Source organism: Neorhizobium sp. DAR64862/K0K3, from assembly GCF_050500185.1.
GTDB classification, from domain to species: Bacteria; Pseudomonadota; Alphaproteobacteria; order Rhizobiales; family Rhizobiaceae; genus Neorhizobium; species Neorhizobium soli.
In genome coordinates, this window is the sequence record NZ_CP191449.1 from 1,171,211 (window position 1) to 1,186,806 (window position 15,596).

A 15,596-nucleotide genomic window follows, 5' to 3' on the forward strand; every position below is an offset into this window, starting at 1 on the left:
GTTGCTTAAACATCACGCAGATTTACGCTTCAGGCTGAGCCTCCAAGCTCGGCCCGAGCAGCGCGAGTTTTCGTTGCAAATGAATGACTGGCGTCTGCGTCCGGATGAGATATCCGCACCGGCCACGCCACGAAGGCCGGGGTTTTAACGATGACGGATGGCGCTGCAACGCAGTCGGCCGAAACGGAGCCGGCAGCTGTAGTCCACGATCGGCGTGCATCCTTCGCGCTGCCGGGCCTGCTTCTTGCCGGTGGTGCACTGATCTGCGCCACACTGACGCTGTTCGTGCTGCTGGGCGTGACGCCGGTCGCGCCGACGACCAATGTCGTGATCGCGTCCGCCGCGATCAACTCGCTGTTCATTCTCGGCCTTGTCTACCTGATCGGCAGAGAGGTCGGACGACTGGTAAAGGCCAGGCGTCGCGGCCGTGCCGCGGCCCGTCTGCATGTGCGCATCGTCGTCCTGTTCTCGTTTGTGGCGATCACGCCCGCTGTGCTGGTTGCGATCTTCGCCAGCCTGACGCTGAGCGTTGGTCTCGACCGCTGGTTTTCGCTGCGCACCCAGTCGATCGTGCAGTCGTCGCAGGACGTTGCGCGGGCCTATATGATGGAGAACGCAAGTTACCTTCAGGGCCAGACCGTCTCGATGTCGAACGACCTCGAGCGGAACCGGGCGATGTATTATCTCGACCGCACCGGTTTCATCGATCTTCTCACCCGTCAGGCACGGGGCCGCGGTCTGCTCGGTGCCTTCCTGGTGCAGGAGGATGGCCAGGCCGTCGCACAGGCTGACATCAAGACGGAAAAGCCGCTTCCCGCCATCCCCCAGGACGCGCTCAAGAGTGCTGCGTCCGGCCAGCCGACGCTGATTCCGCCGGGCATTACCAACCTCGTCGGCGCCGTCATCAAGATCGATACGATCCCGGGCGCCTTTCTCTACACGATCCGGGCCGTCGATCCGCGCGTGATGAACGCGATGCGGCTGATGGAGGAGAACACCGCCGAATACAAGGCGATGGAAGCCGGCCGCATGTCGCTGCAGGTCGCCTTCGCCGTGCTCTATCTCGGCTTTGCGTTGATCGTGCTTCTCGCCGCCATCTGGGCCGCCATCGCGGTTGCCGACCGTATCGTGCGGCCGATCCGGCTGCTGATCAGTGCGGCAGACAGCGTCGCCACCGGCAATCTCAACGTGGTCGTCCCGGTTCGCACTGTTGACGGCGATGTGGGCAGCCTGTCGCGCACCTTCAACAAGATGATTTCCGAAATCCGCAGCCAGCGCGATGAAATTCTCGAGGCCAAGGACGAGGTCGACGATCGCCGCCGGTTTATCGAAGCCGTACTGTCTGGCGTGACCGCTGCCGTCATCGGCGTTGAGGCCGACCGCCGCATCACCATCGTCAATCCGACGGCCGAAGACTTTCTCGGCGCGCCTGCAGAGGAGCTGATGGGCAAGACGCTTGATGACGTGGCGCCCGAGATCGACCATGTGCTGACCGAGGCGACCGCCCGCTCGCGTGGGGATTTCCGCAAGCAGGTCAATCTGATGCGCAACGGGACCGAACGGACGCTGTCCGTGCAGGTCACCCGTGAAGAGCAGCGTTCGCCGCAGGATGCCTATGTGATCACGCTGGATGACATTACCGACCTTGTCATTGCTCAGCGTTCGACCGCCTGGGCGGATGTGGCGCGGCGTATCGCGCACGAGATCAAGAACCCGCTCACCCCGATCCAGCTTTCCGCCGAGCGCCTGAAGCGCCGCTATGGCAAGCAGATCGACCCCAGCGACCGGGCGGTGTTCGACCAATGCACAGATACGATCGTGCGCCAGGTCGGCGATATCGGCCGCATGGTCGACGAATTCTCCTCGTTTGCCCGCATGCCGAAGCCGGCCAAGGAAGACGCGGACTTACGCGATATCCTGCGCGATGCCATCTTCCTGCGCGAAATGGGTGAGACACATGTGGACTTCATTCGCGAGCTCGGAGATCAACCGCTGAAAGGTCTGTTCGATGCCCGCATGCTGGGCCAGGCTTTCGGAAACCTCGTCAAGAATGCTGTCGAGGCGATCGAGGCGGTGCCGAGCGATCAAGAGCGCGACGGCCGCAAGATCATGGTTCGCGCGGCTCTCGAAAAAGGCCGGGACACGTTCGTCGTCGATATCATCGACAACGGCAACGGACTGCCGACCGAAAACCGGCACCGTATTCTCGAGCCCTATATGACGATGCGCGAGAAGGGCACGGGCCTTGGCCTCGCGATCGTCAAGAAGATCATCGAGGAGCACGGCGGACAGCTGGAGCTTCACGATGCTCCCAACGATTTCGATCATGGCAAGGGCGCCATGATCCGGGTGCTGCTGCCGCATGTCGAGCGGGTGGCAAAGCCCAACACAGATAATAACGATAAGGAACTGGCATATGGCATCTGATATTCTTGTCGTCGATGACGAGGCCGACATTCGTGACATCGTTTCGGGGATCCTGTCCGACGAAGGCCATGAAACGCGAACGGCCCACGATGCGGACAGCGCGCTTGCGACGATATCCGACCGTGTGCCACGGCTCGTCTTTCTCGATATCTGGATGCAGGGATCTCGCCTCGATGGTCTAGCACTCCTCGAGGAGATCAAGTCCCGTCATCCCGACCTTCCCGTCGTCATGATTTCCGGTCACGGCAATGTCGAGACGGCGGTATCGGCCATCAAGCGCGGTGCCTTCGACTTTATCGAAAAGCCGTTCAAGGCCGATCGGCTGATCCTGATCGCCGAGCGAGCGCTCGAAAACTCCAAGCTGAAGCGCGAAGTGACGGAGCTGAAGCGCCGCACAGGTGACGCCGCCGAACTCGTCGGCACGTCGGTTGCCGTGTCGCAGCTTCGCCAGACGATCGAGAAGGTCTCGCCCACCAACAGCCGCATCATGATCCTTGGCCCATCCGGTTCCGGCAAGGAGCTGGTGGCACGGATGATCCACAAGAAGTCCTCCCGCGTCACGGGGCCGTTCGTGGCGCTCAACGCCGCAACGATCACGCCTGACCGGATGGAGATCGCGCTGTTCGGGACCGAGGGTGGGCCAGGCCAGCCGCGCAAGATCGGTGCGCTGGAAGAGGCGCATCGCGGCATTCTCTATCTCGACGAGATCGGCGAAATGCCACGCGAGACGCAGAACAAGATCCTGCGCGTGCTTGTCGATCAGCAGTTCGAGCGTGTCGGTGGCTCCAAGCGGGTCAAGGTGGATGTGCGCATCATCTCGTCGACCGCCCTCAATCTTGAAAGCCTGATCGCCGAAGGGGCGTTTCGCGAAGATCTCTATCACCGCCTCGCGGTCGTGCCGGTCAAGGTGCCGGCGCTTGCCGAACGGCGGGAGGACATTCCGTTCCTCGTCGACATGTTCATGCGCCAGATCTCCGAGCAGGCGGGCATCCGCGCCCGCAAGATCGGTGACGATGCCATGGCGGTGCTGCAGGCGCATGACTGGCCGGGCAATATCCGCCAGCTGCGCAACAATATCGAACGGCTGATGATCCTTGCCCGCACCGACGGTCCTGATACGGCGATATCAGCGGACATGCTGCCGCCCGATCTCGGCGACATGCTGCCGAAAGTCTCGGCGAAGGGCGATGTGCATATCATGACGCTGCCCCTGCGTGAGGCACGCGAAATGTTCGAACGCGACTATCTCGTCGCGCAGATCAACCGCTTCGGCGGCAACATTTCGCGCACCGCGGAATTCGTCGGCATGGAGCGCTCGGCGCTGCACCGGAAACTGAAGTCGCTGGGCGTGTAAGGGATCATCATGCGTATCGCTTACGTCAACGGCCGGTATGTCAGGCATTCCGAGGCTGCGGTCCATATCGAGGATCGCGGTTTCCAGTTCGCCGATGGTGTCTACGAAGTCTGCGAGGTCCGGGAAGGGCTGATCGTTGATCTGACGCGGCATCTGAACCGGCTCGACCGGTCGCTGAGCGAGCTTCGCATGACCCAGCCGATGAGCCGGGCGGCACTCACCCTCGTCATCCGGGAGGTGCTGCGCCGCAACCGGGTTCGCAACGGCATCTTCTACATGCAGGTGACGCGCGGTGCGGCAAAGCGCGACCATTTCTTCCCGCCGGAGGGCACTGCTCCGACCGTCACGATCACCGCCAAGAGCACCGATCCGTCGCTGCTTGCCAAGAAGTACGCGACCGGCATCAAGGTGATCACGCTCCTTGAAAACCGCTGGGATCGAGTCGACATCAAGACTGTCGGCCTCTTGCCCAACGTTCTTGCCAAGCAGCAGGCCCGTGATGCGGGTGCCCATGACGCGATCTTCGTGACGCGCGACGGCATGGTGCTGGAAGGTGCGTCGGCCAATGCCTGGATCGTCACGCCGGATGGCAAGCTCGTCACGCGGCCGGCGGAGCATGGGATCCTGAAGGGCATTACCCGCACCACGGCGATCGACGTTGCGGCGAAGCTCGGCCTGGTTTTTGTCGAGCGGGAGTTCTCCGTGGACGAAATGCATGGCGCCCGCGAGGCCTTCATGACATCCGCAACCGGCATTTGCGTTCCGGTCGTCGAGGTCGATGGTAAGCCCGTCGCGAACGGCCATCCAGGCACCGTCTCAAGCGATATAAGGGACGCTTTTTTCGCGATTGCGGAGAAGACGGCGATTTGATAACCAGACTGTCAGGGGAAGGGAAACACGAGGGCGTTTCCCGCTCAACTCTAGAAATTTTGATCAGCTTCCGGCAATGACCGGCAAGAAAGAAAGAAGCGACGCTATGGCGGAACGTTCTCAGAACCTGCAGGATTTGTTTCTCAACACAGTCCGCAAACAGAAGATTTCCCTGACGATATTCCTGATCAACGGGGTGAAGCTCACGGGCGTCGTGACCTCGTTCGACAATTTCTGTGTGCTTCTACGCCGTGACGGACACTCGCAGCTCGTGTATAAGCACGCTATCTCCACCATCATGCCGGGCCAGCCGATGCAGATGTTCGAGACAGAAGAAAACGCTGCTTAAGGATCGATAGAATCTCCAATCGCGATACCTCGAACGAATCAATAGTCCCGGAAGCTGAAAAGCACCGGGACGACATGCGCGCTGTCGTCATCGTGCCTGTGCTGAAACAGAGCCGGGCACGCAGCGGGCAGGGTGAGGCGACAGCCACGCCTGCGCCCTCAAGACCTGCCGCGCCGCAGCGATCCAACGAAGCCCGGCTGGAAGAAGCGACCGGCCTTGCCCGTGCGATCGATCTCGAGATCGCCGAAGGCATGATCGTAACCGTCGGTCAGCCGCGGCCCGCCACGCTGATGGGCACCGGCAAGATCGAAGAGATCAAGGCACTTCTCGACGAGAAGGATGCCGGGCTCGTCATCGTCGATCATCCGCTGACACCTGTCCAGCAACGCAATCTCGAGAAGGAATGGGGCGCCAAGGTCATTGACCGCACCGGCCTCATTCTGGAAATCTTCGGCCGCCGTGCCTCCACCAAGGAAGGCACGCTGCAGGTCGATCTCGCTCACCTGAATTACCAGAAGGGCCGCCTCGTTCGGTCCTGGACCCACCTTGAACGCCAGCGCGGTGGTGCGGGCTTCATGGGCGGTCCCGGTGAAACCCAGATCGAAGCCGACAGACGGCAGTTGCAGGACAAGATCATCAAGCTCGAGAGGGAGCTTGAACAGGTCGTGCGGACCCGCCAGCTGCACCGCGCCAAACGCCGCAAGGTGCCGCATCCGATCGTGGCGCTGGTCGGCTATACCAATGCCGGCAAGTCGACGCTGTTCAACCGCATTACCGGCGCCGGTGTGCTGGCCGAGGACATGCTGTTTGCGACGCTCGATCCAACGCTGCGCCGGATGAAGCTGCCGCATGGCCGCACCGTCATCATGTCCGATACGGTCGGGTTCATCTCCGATCTTCCGACCCACCTTGTCGCCGCCTTCCGCGCGACGCTGGAAGAGGTGCTGGAAGCCGATCTCGTGCTGCATGTGCGCGACATGTCCGACCCTGACAATGCCGCCCAGTCGGCTGACGTGCTGCGCATCCTCGCCGATCTCGGGATCGACGAGAAGGAGAGCGAGAAGCGCATCATCGAGGTCTGGAACAAGATCGACCGGCTCGACCCGGAAAGCCACGACGCGCTGTTCGAGCGTGCCCAGGGGCGCGCCAACATCATGGCCGTCTCGGCGATCACAGGCGAAGGCGTCGAGGCACTGCTCGATGAAGTCTCGAACCGGCTTTCCGGCGTGCTGACCGAGGCCGAGATCGTGATCCCGGCCGATAAGCTGGCACTCGTCTCCTGGGTCTACGGCAATGCCGTGGTGAGCGAGCGTGAGGACAATGAGGACGGCTCGGTGACGCTGGTCGTCAAACTCACGGATCGGCAGGCTTCTGAACTGGAGCGCAGGCTCGGGAACGGCGCAAAGCCGGACAAGGAAGAGTGGGAGCGGTAAGACGCTCCTTCTTCATTCCCTGTAGCTGCTGCGAAGGTTCGCGGGAGCGTATTTCCCTCCATACGGATGGTAATTCGCTTTGTGAACCTATGTCGGAAAACGCCAGTCCAGTAACGCTCCATTGTGATACGTATTCATCTTCGTGGCGCGAAGCTAACACACTGACAATATTTGAGTATTAAATAGGGTTTACGCGTAATTCACGGGCGGCGGAAGCAACCAAAGCTTGGCGGATGCATTTAGGCTGCGCTCTCCAGCTAAGGTTCGCTCCTGATGACATCATCCGTTCTTCACAAATCTGCGGGTGGCAATCCACCGCGCATCTTCTCCGACCGATCTCTGGCGGCGCTCTGCCTCCTCAATTTCTTTCTAGCCGATGCGCGTGATGGGCTCGGGCCGTTTCTTGATGCTTTCCTTGCGACGCAAGGCTGGTCATCGATGTCACTCGGCCTGATCGCCACGGTCGGTGGTTTGATCGGGCTTGCCGCAACGCCGCTTTGTGGGGCGCTGGTCGATGGAACGTCGTGGAAACGGGCGCTCGTTGCCATTCCGGTCGTGGTGGTCACCGCTGCAGCGCTGGTGACGCTTCTTTCCCCCAATCCGGCAATTGTCTGGATCGGTCAGATCGGGACCGCCGTCGTCGGCGCCGTGATCGGTCCGGCACTGGCCGGCCTGACGCTGGGTCTCGTCGGCGAGAAGCTGTTTTCGCAACAGATCGCTCGCAACGAGTTCTGGAACCACACAGGCAATTTCGCCTCGCTGTTTGCCGTCTACGTCATCATCTCGCTGTTCGGCCAGGGTGGCATGATCTGGCTGATGATCGCGACGGCGTTCGGTGCTCTTGCGGCAGTCGCAATGATCGATCCTGATCGCATCGATCACAAGGTCGCCCGCGGCCTTGCGGCGGACGACGGCAGCGGAGCAGACGCTAGCGCGGCGGAGGCGCCATCCGGTTTCAGTGTGCTTCTGAAAAGCCGGGGACTTATTCTGCTCGCACTGATCCTGATGATCTTCCATTTCGGCAACGCGCCGATGAGCCGGTTGATCGCCCAGCAGTTCGCCATCGAACTCGGAACACCATTCCGGACCACGGCGATCATCACAGGCATCGCCCAGCTTTCGATGGTGGCTGTCGCGGTCGTGACGCCGTTCCTGATCCGAAGGCTTGGCCTTGCCGCGACGCTTGCGATCGGGCTTGCAGCGCTGCCGATCCGCGGGTTGATCGCCGGCAGCTTTGACGGTTTCTGGGTGGTATGGCCCGTCCAGATCCTCGACGGCGTCGGTGCCGGGCTGCTTGGCATCGTCACACCGGTTGCAGTGGAACGCATCCTGAAGGGTACAGGCCGTTTCAATGTCGGCTTTGCGAGCTTGATGACGGTCCAGGGCCTCGGCGCATCGCTCAGCAACGTCGTTGCCGGCTATGTGGTCAGCCAGGGAGGCTATGCGGTCTCGCATCTCGTCGGGGGCGGCGTCGCGCTGATCGCCGTGGCCGTCTTCGCGATCTACCACAAGGAAATCGCGCCTTCGCAAAAGTCGATCGGCTGAAACAGAGATGCCGCGATCCCCGGATGTATTCGGGGATCGCGGCATTGATAATCAGATCATTAGACCGGTCTTTTAAACCGATATCTCAGAAGCTTACCCAACAAATGCGCGTTCGATAACGAACTCGCTCGGCTTGTTGTTGGCACCTTCGGTCAGGCCGGCATCTTCCAAGCGTTCCTTGGTGTCTTTCAGCATCGCAGCCGAGCCGCAGATCATGCCGCGGTCGACCGCAGGATCGAGCGGCGGCACGCCGAGATCGGTGAAGAGCTTGCCGTTGTCGATCAGGTCCGTGATGCGGCCCTGATAGGGGAACGCCGCGTCGCGGGTTACGGTCGGATAATGCTTCAGCTTGGTGCCGACGACTTCGGAGAGAAACTCGTGATTACGGATCTCTTCCATCAGGTCGAACCCATATTTCAGCTCCGCCACTTCGCGGCAGGTATGGATGAGGATGACCTCATCGAATTTCTCGTAGGTTTCCGGATCGCGGATCAGGCTTGCGAACGGAGCGATGCCTGTGCCGGTCGAGAACATGTAGAGACGCTTGCCGGGCGTCAGCGCGTCGAGCACCAGCGTCCCTGTCGGCTTCTTGCGCATCAATACCGTATCGCCCGGCTTGATCGCCTGCAGATGCGACGTCAGCGGGCCATCCGGAACCTTGATCGAGAAGATTTCGATCTCTTCGTCCCAGGAGGGGCTGGCAATCGAATAGGCGCGGTAGATCGGCTTGTCGCCGACCATCAGGCCGATCATGGCAAATTCGCCTGACCGGAAGCGGAAGCCTGCCGGACGTGTCATGCGGAAGCGGAACAGATGATCCGTGAAATGCTCCACCGAAAGCACGGTTTCGGCGTAGACTCCATCCGGGATCTTCACGGCAAACTCTTCGGTCTTGGCAGGTGCGTTCATAGTCTCGTCCGTTACTCGGTCAGATTGGTTTCGCAGCAGCGAAATACACTATCGAGCCGCGCTTATGAAGCAATCGGCCGCGCTTTCTGGCCGATCGCTTAGAAAATATGTCTTCTGAGGTCAGCTTTTCAAGCCGGCACAGAGCGGCGGCGCCAGCTATAGCCTTCGCCTGGCTCCGCAGGACGGGCCGTTGGCTGGTAGTGAACGTCAATGCCGGGCAGGCGGCCTTCCTCCAGACGCTGCAGCGCCGTCGCGTTGGTGACCGCGAAACTGTCGATGCCACAGCGCAGCATCAGCGGCACCTGATCGATCAGCACGTCGCCCACGGCGCGCAACTCGTTCTTGTAGGCCAGCCGATCGCGCAGCAGCGACGCGTGGCTGAAGGCGCGGCCATCGCTGAAGGCTGGAAACTCCACCGCCACCAGTTCGATGCGGTAGAGATAGGGCTCAAGCTTCCTGACGTCGTCGGCGGGCTTGATCAGCACACCGAGACCGACATCGTTGCTGGCTTCCGCCTTCTCGATGAACTCGGCAAGCGGAAGCAGCGGCTTCTGCTCGCCCTCGGCCTTTACCTCTTCCGTCTCGATCACCCAGGGGTCGTTGGCGACGAAGCCGGTTTCTCTCCAGATCTTCGCCATCACGCCGCCTCCGCCTTCGCATCACCGTAGAGCGCATCCTTGAAGGGCTGCGGTCCAACCCGGCGATAGGCGGCGAGGAAAGTTTCCTCCCGGCCCTGCCGAAGACCGAGATAGGTGTTGACGATGGTTTCGATCGCGTCCGTCACCTTCGACGGCTCGAAGCCGCGGCCGATGATTTCGCCGATCGAGGTGTTCTCGTCAGCCGAACCGCCAAGCGTGATCTGGTAGAGCTCGGTGCCCTTCTTCTCGACGCCCAGAAGGCCGATATGGCCGACATGGTGGTGGCCGCAGGCGTTGATGCAGCCGGAGATCTTGATCTTCAGCTCACCGATTTCCGCCTGCCGCTCCGGGGAGCCGAAACGCGTGGAGATTTCCTGCGCGACCGGGATCGAACGGGCGTTCGCCAGCGCACAGTAATCCAAGCCGGGACAGACGATCATGTCCGTGATCAGGTTGGAGTTTGCCGTTGCCAGATTGTGTGCGGCGAGGGCGCGATAAAGCGGCTCGAGATCGGCCAGCGCCACATGCGGCAGGATGACGTTCTGCTCGTGGCTGATGCGGATTTCGTCATGGCCGAATTCTTCGGCCAGATCGGCCATCGCATCCATCTGCACGTCGGACGCATCGCCCGGAATGCCGCCGATGGGCTTCAGCGAGATGGTGACCATGCCGTAGTCCGGATGCTTGTGCGGCTGAACGTTCTGATCCACCCAGCGGGCAAAGTTCTCGTCCTGCCGCTTCCAGCTGGCGAGTTCCTTCCAGCCCTCGGCGCGGTTCGCCAACGCGGGCGGTGCGAAATAGGCGGTGATCGCCTCGATATCCTGTTCCGGCAGTTTCAGCTCGGTGCCCTGCAGGTGCTGGAATTCTTCTTCCACCTGACGGGTCAGTTCCTCGACGCCGGTTTCGTGCACGAGGATCTTGATGCGGGCCTTGTACTTGTTGTCGCGGCGACCGTTTAGATTGTACACGCGCATGATCGCGGTCGTGTAGGAGAGGAGATCCTCTTCCGGCAGGAAGTCGCGGATCTTCTTGGCGATCAGCGGCGTGCGGCCCTGTCCGCCGCCGACATAGACGGCAAAGCCGATCTCGCCCTTGTCGTTCTTCTTCAGGTGCAGGCCGATATCATGCACCTGGATCGCGGCACGGTCGCGCTCAGCGCCGGTCACGGCGATCTTGAACTTGCGGGGCAGGAACGAGAATTCGGGATGGACCGACGACCACTGGCGCAGGATTTCCGCGTAAGGTCGCGGATCGGCGACTTCGTCGGCTGCAGCGCCTGCGAAATGATCCGCGGTGACGTTGCGAATGCAATTGCCCGATGTCTGCAGCGCGTGCATTTCGACGGTTGCGAGTTCGGCGAGGATATCCGGCGTATCCGACAGTTTCGGCCAGTTGTACTGGATGTTCTGCCTGGTGGTGAAATGGCCGTAACCGCGATCATACTTGCGGGCGATATGGGCAAGCATCCGCATCTGCTTTGCATTCAGCGTGCCATAGGGGATCGCGACGCGCAGCATGTAGGCATGCAGCTGGAGATAGACGCCGTTCATCAGGCGCAGCGGCTTGAACGCATCCTCGGCAAGCGCGCCGGACAGGCGGCGCTCCACCTGATCGCGGAACTGCTCCACGCGGCTTTCAACAAATGCGTGGTCGAATTCGTCGTAACGATACATGGTGTTCCTGAACTCTCGGTATCAGACTGCGATGAATGCCGGATCGGCGTGGCTGTAGCCGACTGCATAATCCATTGTGGGGCCCTGTGCACGAATGCGTTCGCGAAGGCGCGTGGGCCACAACTTGCCTTCGGTTTCTTCGACATCGATGACATTGACGTCGACGACCTTGTTTTCGGCGAAGTCACGCTTGCCGATTGCCTCCAGCGAGGAGACGGCTTCCGCATGGCGTGCGACGAGCGCTTCCTGCAGGTTTTCCGTCCAGCGACCGGCGGCATCGAGCCAGACGGCGATGCCATCGGACAGGCGGTTGGCAGTCAGAACCTTGTCGGCCATTATTCCACTCCAATGCTTGCCCGCTCAACCGTCCTTGCAAAGGCGGAAAGCGGTTCGGACTTCTCAAAATTCGCACCTGCGACGGCTTCGCCGATAATCACCATGACCGGGCCATCGAGGTCGTCGCGGGCCTCGAGCGCCGGGAGTTCCTGGAGGACCCCGTGGAACAGCTTGCGGTCGGTGCGGCTGGCATTCTCGATCACCGCGACGGTGGTGAGCGGAGAGACGCCCGCCTGCATCAGCCGTTCGGCGACCGATGCTGCAACCGTGCGGCCCATATAGACGGCGATGGTGGCGCCGGAGATCGCAAGGCTTGCCCAATCGGGCAAGGCTTTGCCAGCAAGGTCATGGCCGGTGGTGAAGATCAGCGACGAGGCGACACCGCGCAGCGTCAGCGGCAGTTCGAAATCGGCAGCAGCGGCAAAGGCCGAGGTGATGCCCGGCACGATCTCATAGGCGATGCCGGCTTCGCGCAAGGCTGCCATTTCTTCGCCGGCGCGGCCGTAGACCAGCGGATCGCCGCTTTTCAGGCGCACGACGCGCTTGCCCTGGCGACCGAGATCGACCAGCAGGCGGTTGATCTCGTCCTGGCTCTTGGAATGGCAGTTCTTGCGCTTTCCAACCGAAAGGCGTTCCGCATCGCGGCGGCCCATATCGACGATCGCCTGGGGAACGAGAGCATCGTAGACGATCGCGTCCGCTTCCATCAGCACGCGCTGGGCACGCAATGTCAGGAGATCCTCGGCACCTGGACCTGCGCCGACCAGCCAGATCTTGCCTTCGGCCTTGCCGGTGACCGAGAGAAGAGCGTCTGCGGCACGGCGGGCGGCGGTGTGATCATTGGCGTCGACGGCATCGGCGACATCGCCGGAGAAGAACCGGCGCCAGAAGATGCGACGCGAGACACCGCGCGGGACCATGCGTTCGACGGCATCGCGGTAATCGGTCGCAAGCGAGGCAAGTCTTCCGAGCGATGGCGACAGCATCTGATCGATGCGGGCGCGGATCATCTGGGCGAGAACAGGACCTGCACCTTCCGTGCCGATGGCGATGGCGAGTGGAGCGCGGTTGACCAGCGCCGGCGTGAAGAAATCGCAGTGATCCGGCTGGTCCACGGCGTTGGAGGGAATGCCATGAGCCCGGGCAGCAATGACGATGGTCTGGTCGAGCGCCTGATCGCCGGTGGCGGCAAACACGAGCGTGGCGCCCGCGACCTGACCGGCGGCAAAACTCTCGTGGATCGGCTCGATCTTGTGCTCGGCGAGCCATGCGGCGTAATCGGCCTGCGGATCATCCGCATAGGCGACGATCTGCGCGTCTGTATTGGCAATCAGCCGCGCCTTGGCATAGGCCTCTTCGCCGTTGCCGAACACGGCAACGTTTTTTCCGCGCACGCGAAAAAACGCCGGGAAGACCGACAGGCGTTGAAGGCTCTGAGACATGCGATTATCCTGCATCATATGAACCTGAATATCCACAATGCGGTGCCATAATTGAAGAAATGGATGTGCAAAAGGCCGGGGCGCCCGGTATTTCTGTTTCCCGTTCGCTCGCTTCTTGAGCAAAAGCCACCGCCAACCTTCCGTTTATTGTGTGCAGCGCTGCACGGCCATAACCCTACAACCGTACAATTTCGCTCAGCGGCAGACCTGGAGATGAGTGCCCCATGACCATTGCTTCCCGCCTTCTCGATGTCATCGAGCACGATATCCTGCCTCTGACCCAAACGGGCGTTGCCGCCGGTAACAAGGTGTTCGGGGCGGCGATCCTGCGCAAGTCAGATCTGTCGCTGGTGATTGCCGGGACCAATAACGAGCTGGAAAATCCGCTCTGGCACGGCGAGGTGCACACGCTGAAGCGCTTCTACGAGATTGATTCCGGACTTTCCGCCAAGGATCTGATTTTCCTCTCGACTCACGAACCGTGCACGATGTGCATGTCGGCGATTACCTGGGCCGGGTTTGACAATTTCTACTCGTTCTTCAGCCATGAGGACAGCCGCGACGCGTTTGCCATTCCGCATGACCTGAAGATCCTGAAGGAGGTGTTCGGGCTGGAGCCGGGCGGCTACCGACGCGCCAACGCCTTCTGGAATTCCTACTTCATCAGCGACCTTGTCGAGGCCGAGGAGGACGACGTCGTGCGGGACGATCTGAAGGCCCGGGCGGAGCGGATCAGGCAGCGCTACCAGCTGCTGTCGCAGAGCTATCAGGCAGGCAAGGCTGACAACACGATACCGCTCAATTGAAGGCCAAGGATTTCGGCATGCATGCTTCCAAGGATATTTCCCGCCTGATCGAGATCATGGCGGCGCTGCGGACACCGGTGACCGGGTGCCCGTGGGATCTCGAACAGAGTTTCGAGACGATCATTCCCTACACGATCGAGGAGGCCTACGAGGTGGCCGATGCGGTCGAGCGGCATGACATGGACGATCTGCGCGAGGAACTGGGCGACCTGCTTTTGCAGGTCGTGTTCCATGCGCGGATGGCGGAGGAGGCCGGTGCGTTCGCATTCGGCGACGTGGTCGAGGCCGTCACCACCAAAATGATCCGCCGGCATCCGCATGTGTTTGCGCGCTCCGATGCGGATACGCCGGGTGCCGTGAAGCTTCAGTGGGATGCGATCAAGGCCGAGGAGAAGCGCGAGCGGGCAGAGCGGCGGGCGCTGCGCGGCACGACCGAGCCATCCAAATCCGGCTTTCTCGGCAGCGTACACCGGGCCCAGCCGGCGCTGAGCGAAGCCGTGAAGCTGCAGCAGCAGGCGGCCCGCGTCGGGTTCGACTGGTCGAAACCGGGCCCGATCCTCGACAAGATCGAGGAGGAAGTCGCCGAACTGCGCGAGGCCCTGGCGGCCGGGCAGCCCGAAAAAGTCTCCGACGAACTCGGCGACCTCATCTTCGCCCTCGTCAACATCGGCCGCCATGTGGACGCCGATCCGGAAACGACGCTGCGTGGGACAAATGCGAAATTCCGCAGACGTTTCAGCCATATCGAGACGGAGCTTCAGAAGTCAGGCGAGACGCTGGAGGCTGCGACCCTGGAGCGGATGGAGGGGCTTTGGCAGGCGGCGAAGGCGATTGAGCGGGCGCTGTAAGCCGCTCAGCTTCCTGCCGCCTATCTCGGGCCGGCGGGGCTGGTTCTATCCGCGGTCTGCGTTACGGCCGGGATGGCGGGGGCAGTTTTTCGCGGGCCCGGTAGGCCGCCATCCATCGCTTGGCATCCTCGTCCGGTAGCGCGTTTCGGGCGACCTCGACACAGGCATCCTGCAATTCACGCTCGATGGCGGAGGGCGATGCGAACATCTTGCCCTGCCGGCCGAGATCGGCGCGGGCGGCAAGCGCGATGAGGTAGATCAGGGTAAAGCTTTCGGGGTAGTCGGGGCCGAAATTGATCAGACAGGCCGGGGCGCGGGTGTCTAGATCGACATGCAAGCATCGGTTGGCGCGACGGCATTCGCGCCGGAGGCAGGCCTGCGGAAAGGCCAGGATCTCTGCCGTGCAGCATGCCAGATGGGTCTCGATTTCCGTGATTTCGACAGACATGGTGCTTCTCCTGTCCGGTTTCGGATGATCCGCCCGCCGGGCAGACTCGTGCCTTGGCGATCGACGGATGGAAAATTCGGACGGGGCGCCGGAAGCTGCCTCGATATAGAAAATTGTAGGTGACACCTTTCGGCACCCCGTTCGGCGGTTTTTGCCCGCGACTGCGGTCTCTCTGCAATGACCCGGCCGGGCGGTTGTTCGCCGCCGGCTTCCCGGTGCTTCCGACGGATCAGGAATCCGGCGAAACCACCCGGCGGGCCACCTTGTGTGCCGCACAGGCACATCCGGCGCGCTCTTTCGGGCATCGGAAACCGGCGGTCGGTCCGTGACCCGCCTGTTTCCCCCGTGTCGCCGGAGGGAGACCATTTTCCGCGGACCCGGAGCATGGGGTGTTGCGTCCTTTCCCCATGACCCGCGCCGGTTCCGCCTCGCCGGGACGCCTCCCGGTGTATCCGCGACGGAACGCAGCATTATAGGCACGGAAAAAATCCGTGAGGATGTAACCTGCGTTAAGTCAT

The 15,596-nt window shown here is 61.7% G+C and carries 14 protein-coding genes; 8 read left to right on the top strand and 6 right to left on the bottom strand.

Annotation, left to right across the window (positions count from 1 at the left end; all coding sequences use genetic code 11):
- Positions 1-150: 150 nt before the first annotated feature.
- From ACQY1L_RS05760 to ACQY1L_RS05785, 6 genes are all read left to right on the top strand, one after another.
- Complete coding sequence (locus ACQY1L_RS05760; protein WP_062457992.1) at positions 151-2,427, top strand: sensor histidine kinase NtrY-like; 2,277 nt, start codon at positions 151-153, stop codon at positions 2,425-2,427.
- The gene (locus ACQY1L_RS05765; RefSeq protein ID WP_113110622.1) at positions 2,417-3,781 is read left to right on the top strand and encodes a sigma-54-dependent transcriptional regulator; all 1,365 of its coding nucleotides are present in this window, start codon (positions 2,417-2,419) and stop codon (positions 3,779-3,781) included. The genes ACQY1L_RS05760 and ACQY1L_RS05765 overlap by 11 nt, the downstream gene beginning before the upstream one ends.
- 6 nt (positions 3,782-3,787) lie before the next feature.
- Positions 3,788-4,651: a D-amino-acid transaminase gene (locus ACQY1L_RS05770; protein WP_430243840.1), complete on the top strand. Its 864-nt coding sequence runs from the start codon at positions 3,788-3,790 to the stop codon at positions 4,649-4,651.
- A 106-nt stretch (positions 4,652-4,757) separates the two neighbouring features.
- Positions 4,758-5,000, top strand: a complete 243-nt coding sequence (gene hfq, locus ACQY1L_RS05775) for an RNA chaperone Hfq (protein ID WP_007757453.1) — start codon at positions 4,758-4,760, stop codon at positions 4,998-5,000.
- A 2-nt stretch (positions 5,001-5,002) separates the two neighbouring features.
- Positions 5,003-6,433 (top strand): GTPase HflX, encoded by a 1,431-nt coding sequence (gene hflX / locus ACQY1L_RS05780; RefSeq protein ID WP_209903444.1) that lies wholly within the window; start codon positions 5,003-5,005, stop codon positions 6,431-6,433.
- A gap of 273 nt (positions 6,434-6,706) precedes the next feature.
- Positions 6,707-7,978, top strand: coding sequence for an MFS transporter (locus ACQY1L_RS05785; protein WP_062580972.1), 1,272 nt, complete (start codon positions 6,707-6,709; stop codon positions 7,976-7,978).
- A gap of 93 nt (positions 7,979-8,071) precedes the next feature.
- Here the strand turns inward: ACQY1L_RS05785 and ACQY1L_RS05790 are convergent, their stop codons facing one another.
- The 5 genes from ACQY1L_RS05790 to cysG form a co-directional block, all read right to left on the bottom strand.
- Positions 8,072-8,887 (bottom strand): ferredoxin--NADP reductase, encoded by an 816-nt coding sequence (locus ACQY1L_RS05790; protein ID WP_430243261.1) that lies wholly within the window; start codon positions 8,885-8,887, stop codon positions 8,072-8,074.
- A 128-nt stretch (positions 8,888-9,015) separates the two neighbouring features.
- Positions 9,016-9,525, bottom strand: coding sequence for a DUF934 domain-containing protein (locus ACQY1L_RS05795; RefSeq protein ID WP_062580968.1), 510 nt, complete (start codon positions 9,523-9,525; stop codon positions 9,016-9,018).
- Positions 9,525-11,198, bottom strand: coding sequence for a nitrite/sulfite reductase (locus tag ACQY1L_RS05800; RefSeq protein WP_430243264.1), 1,674 nt, complete (start codon positions 11,196-11,198; stop codon positions 9,525-9,527). Before ACQY1L_RS05800 ends, ACQY1L_RS05795 begins: the two co-directional genes overlap by 1 nt.
- Before the next feature lie 21 nt (positions 11,199-11,219).
- On the bottom strand, positions 11,220-11,534 hold the full coding sequence (locus tag ACQY1L_RS05805) for a DUF2849 domain-containing protein (RefSeq protein WP_062456424.1): 315 nt from the start codon (positions 11,532-11,534) through the stop codon (positions 11,220-11,222).
- Positions 11,534-12,976 carry a siroheme synthase CysG gene (cysG, locus tag ACQY1L_RS05810; RefSeq protein ID WP_430243267.1) on the bottom strand — a complete coding sequence of 481 codons (1,443 nt, stop codon included), beginning with the start codon at positions 12,974-12,976 and terminating at the stop codon, positions 11,534-11,536. The genes ACQY1L_RS05805 and cysG overlap by 1 nt, the downstream gene beginning before the upstream one ends.
- 224 nt (positions 12,977-13,200) lie before the next feature.
- On the opposite strand from cysG, the gene ACQY1L_RS05815 reads away from it, so the two are divergent.
- Complete coding sequence (locus ACQY1L_RS05815; protein ID WP_430243269.1) at positions 13,201-13,782, top strand: deaminase; 582 nt, start codon at positions 13,201-13,203, stop codon at positions 13,780-13,782.
- Between the two features lie 17 nt (positions 13,783-13,799).
- Positions 13,800-14,630: a nucleoside triphosphate pyrophosphohydrolase gene (gene mazG / locus ACQY1L_RS05820; RefSeq protein WP_430243271.1), complete on the top strand. Its 831-nt coding sequence runs from the start codon at positions 13,800-13,802 to the stop codon at positions 14,628-14,630.
- 61 nt (positions 14,631-14,691) lie between these two features.
- Here the strand turns inward: mazG and ACQY1L_RS05825 are convergent, their stop codons facing one another.
- On the bottom strand, positions 14,692-15,078 hold the full coding sequence (locus ACQY1L_RS05825) for a hypothetical protein (protein WP_430261988.1): 387 nt from the start codon (positions 15,076-15,078) through the stop codon (positions 14,692-14,694).
- Positions 15,079-15,596 lie beyond the last annotated feature (518 nt).

Excerpts from the sequence above, each read along its gene's own strand:
- ACQY1L_RS05760 (WP_062457992.1), top strand. The coding sequence starts at position 151 with ATGACGGATGGCGCTGCAACGCAGTCGGCCGAAACGGAGCCGGCAGCT.
- ACQY1L_RS05765 (WP_113110622.1), top strand. The coding sequence starts at position 2,417 with ATGGCATCTGATATTCTTGTCGTCGATGACGAGGCCGACATTCGTGAC.
- hfq (WP_007757453.1), top strand. The coding sequence starts at position 4,758 with ATGGCGGAACGTTCTCAGAACCTGCAGGATTTGTTTCTCAACACAGTC.
- ACQY1L_RS05785 (WP_062580972.1), top strand. The coding sequence starts at position 6,707 with ATGACATCATCCGTTCTTCACAAATCTGCGGGTGGCAATCCACCGCGC.
- ACQY1L_RS05790 (WP_430243261.1), bottom strand. The coding sequence starts at position 8,887 with ATGAACGCACCTGCCAAGACCGAAGAGTTTGCCGTGAAGATCCCGGAT.
- ACQY1L_RS05795 (WP_062580968.1), bottom strand. The coding sequence starts at position 9,525 with ATGGCGAAGATCTGGAGAGAAACCGGCTTCGTCGCCAACGACCCCTGG.
- ACQY1L_RS05800 (WP_430243264.1), bottom strand. The coding sequence starts at position 11,198 with ATGTATCGTTACGACGAATTCGACCACGCATTTGTTGAAAGCCGCGTG.
- ACQY1L_RS05805 (WP_062456424.1), bottom strand. The coding sequence starts at position 11,534 with ATGGCCGACAAGGTTCTGACTGCCAACCGCCTGTCCGATGGCATCGCC.
- cysG (WP_430243267.1), bottom strand. The coding sequence starts at position 12,976 with ATGTCTCAGAGCCTTCAACGCCTGTCGGTCTTCCCGGCGTTTTTTCGC.
- ACQY1L_RS05815 (WP_430243269.1), top strand. The coding sequence starts at position 13,201 with ATGACCATTGCTTCCCGCCTTCTCGATGTCATCGAGCACGATATCCTG.
- mazG (WP_430243271.1), top strand. The coding sequence starts at position 13,800 with ATGCATGCTTCCAAGGATATTTCCCGCCTGATCGAGATCATGGCGGCG.
- ACQY1L_RS05825 (WP_430261988.1), bottom strand. The coding sequence starts at position 15,078 with ATGTCTGTCGAAATCACGGAAATCGAGACCCATCTGGCATGCTGCACG.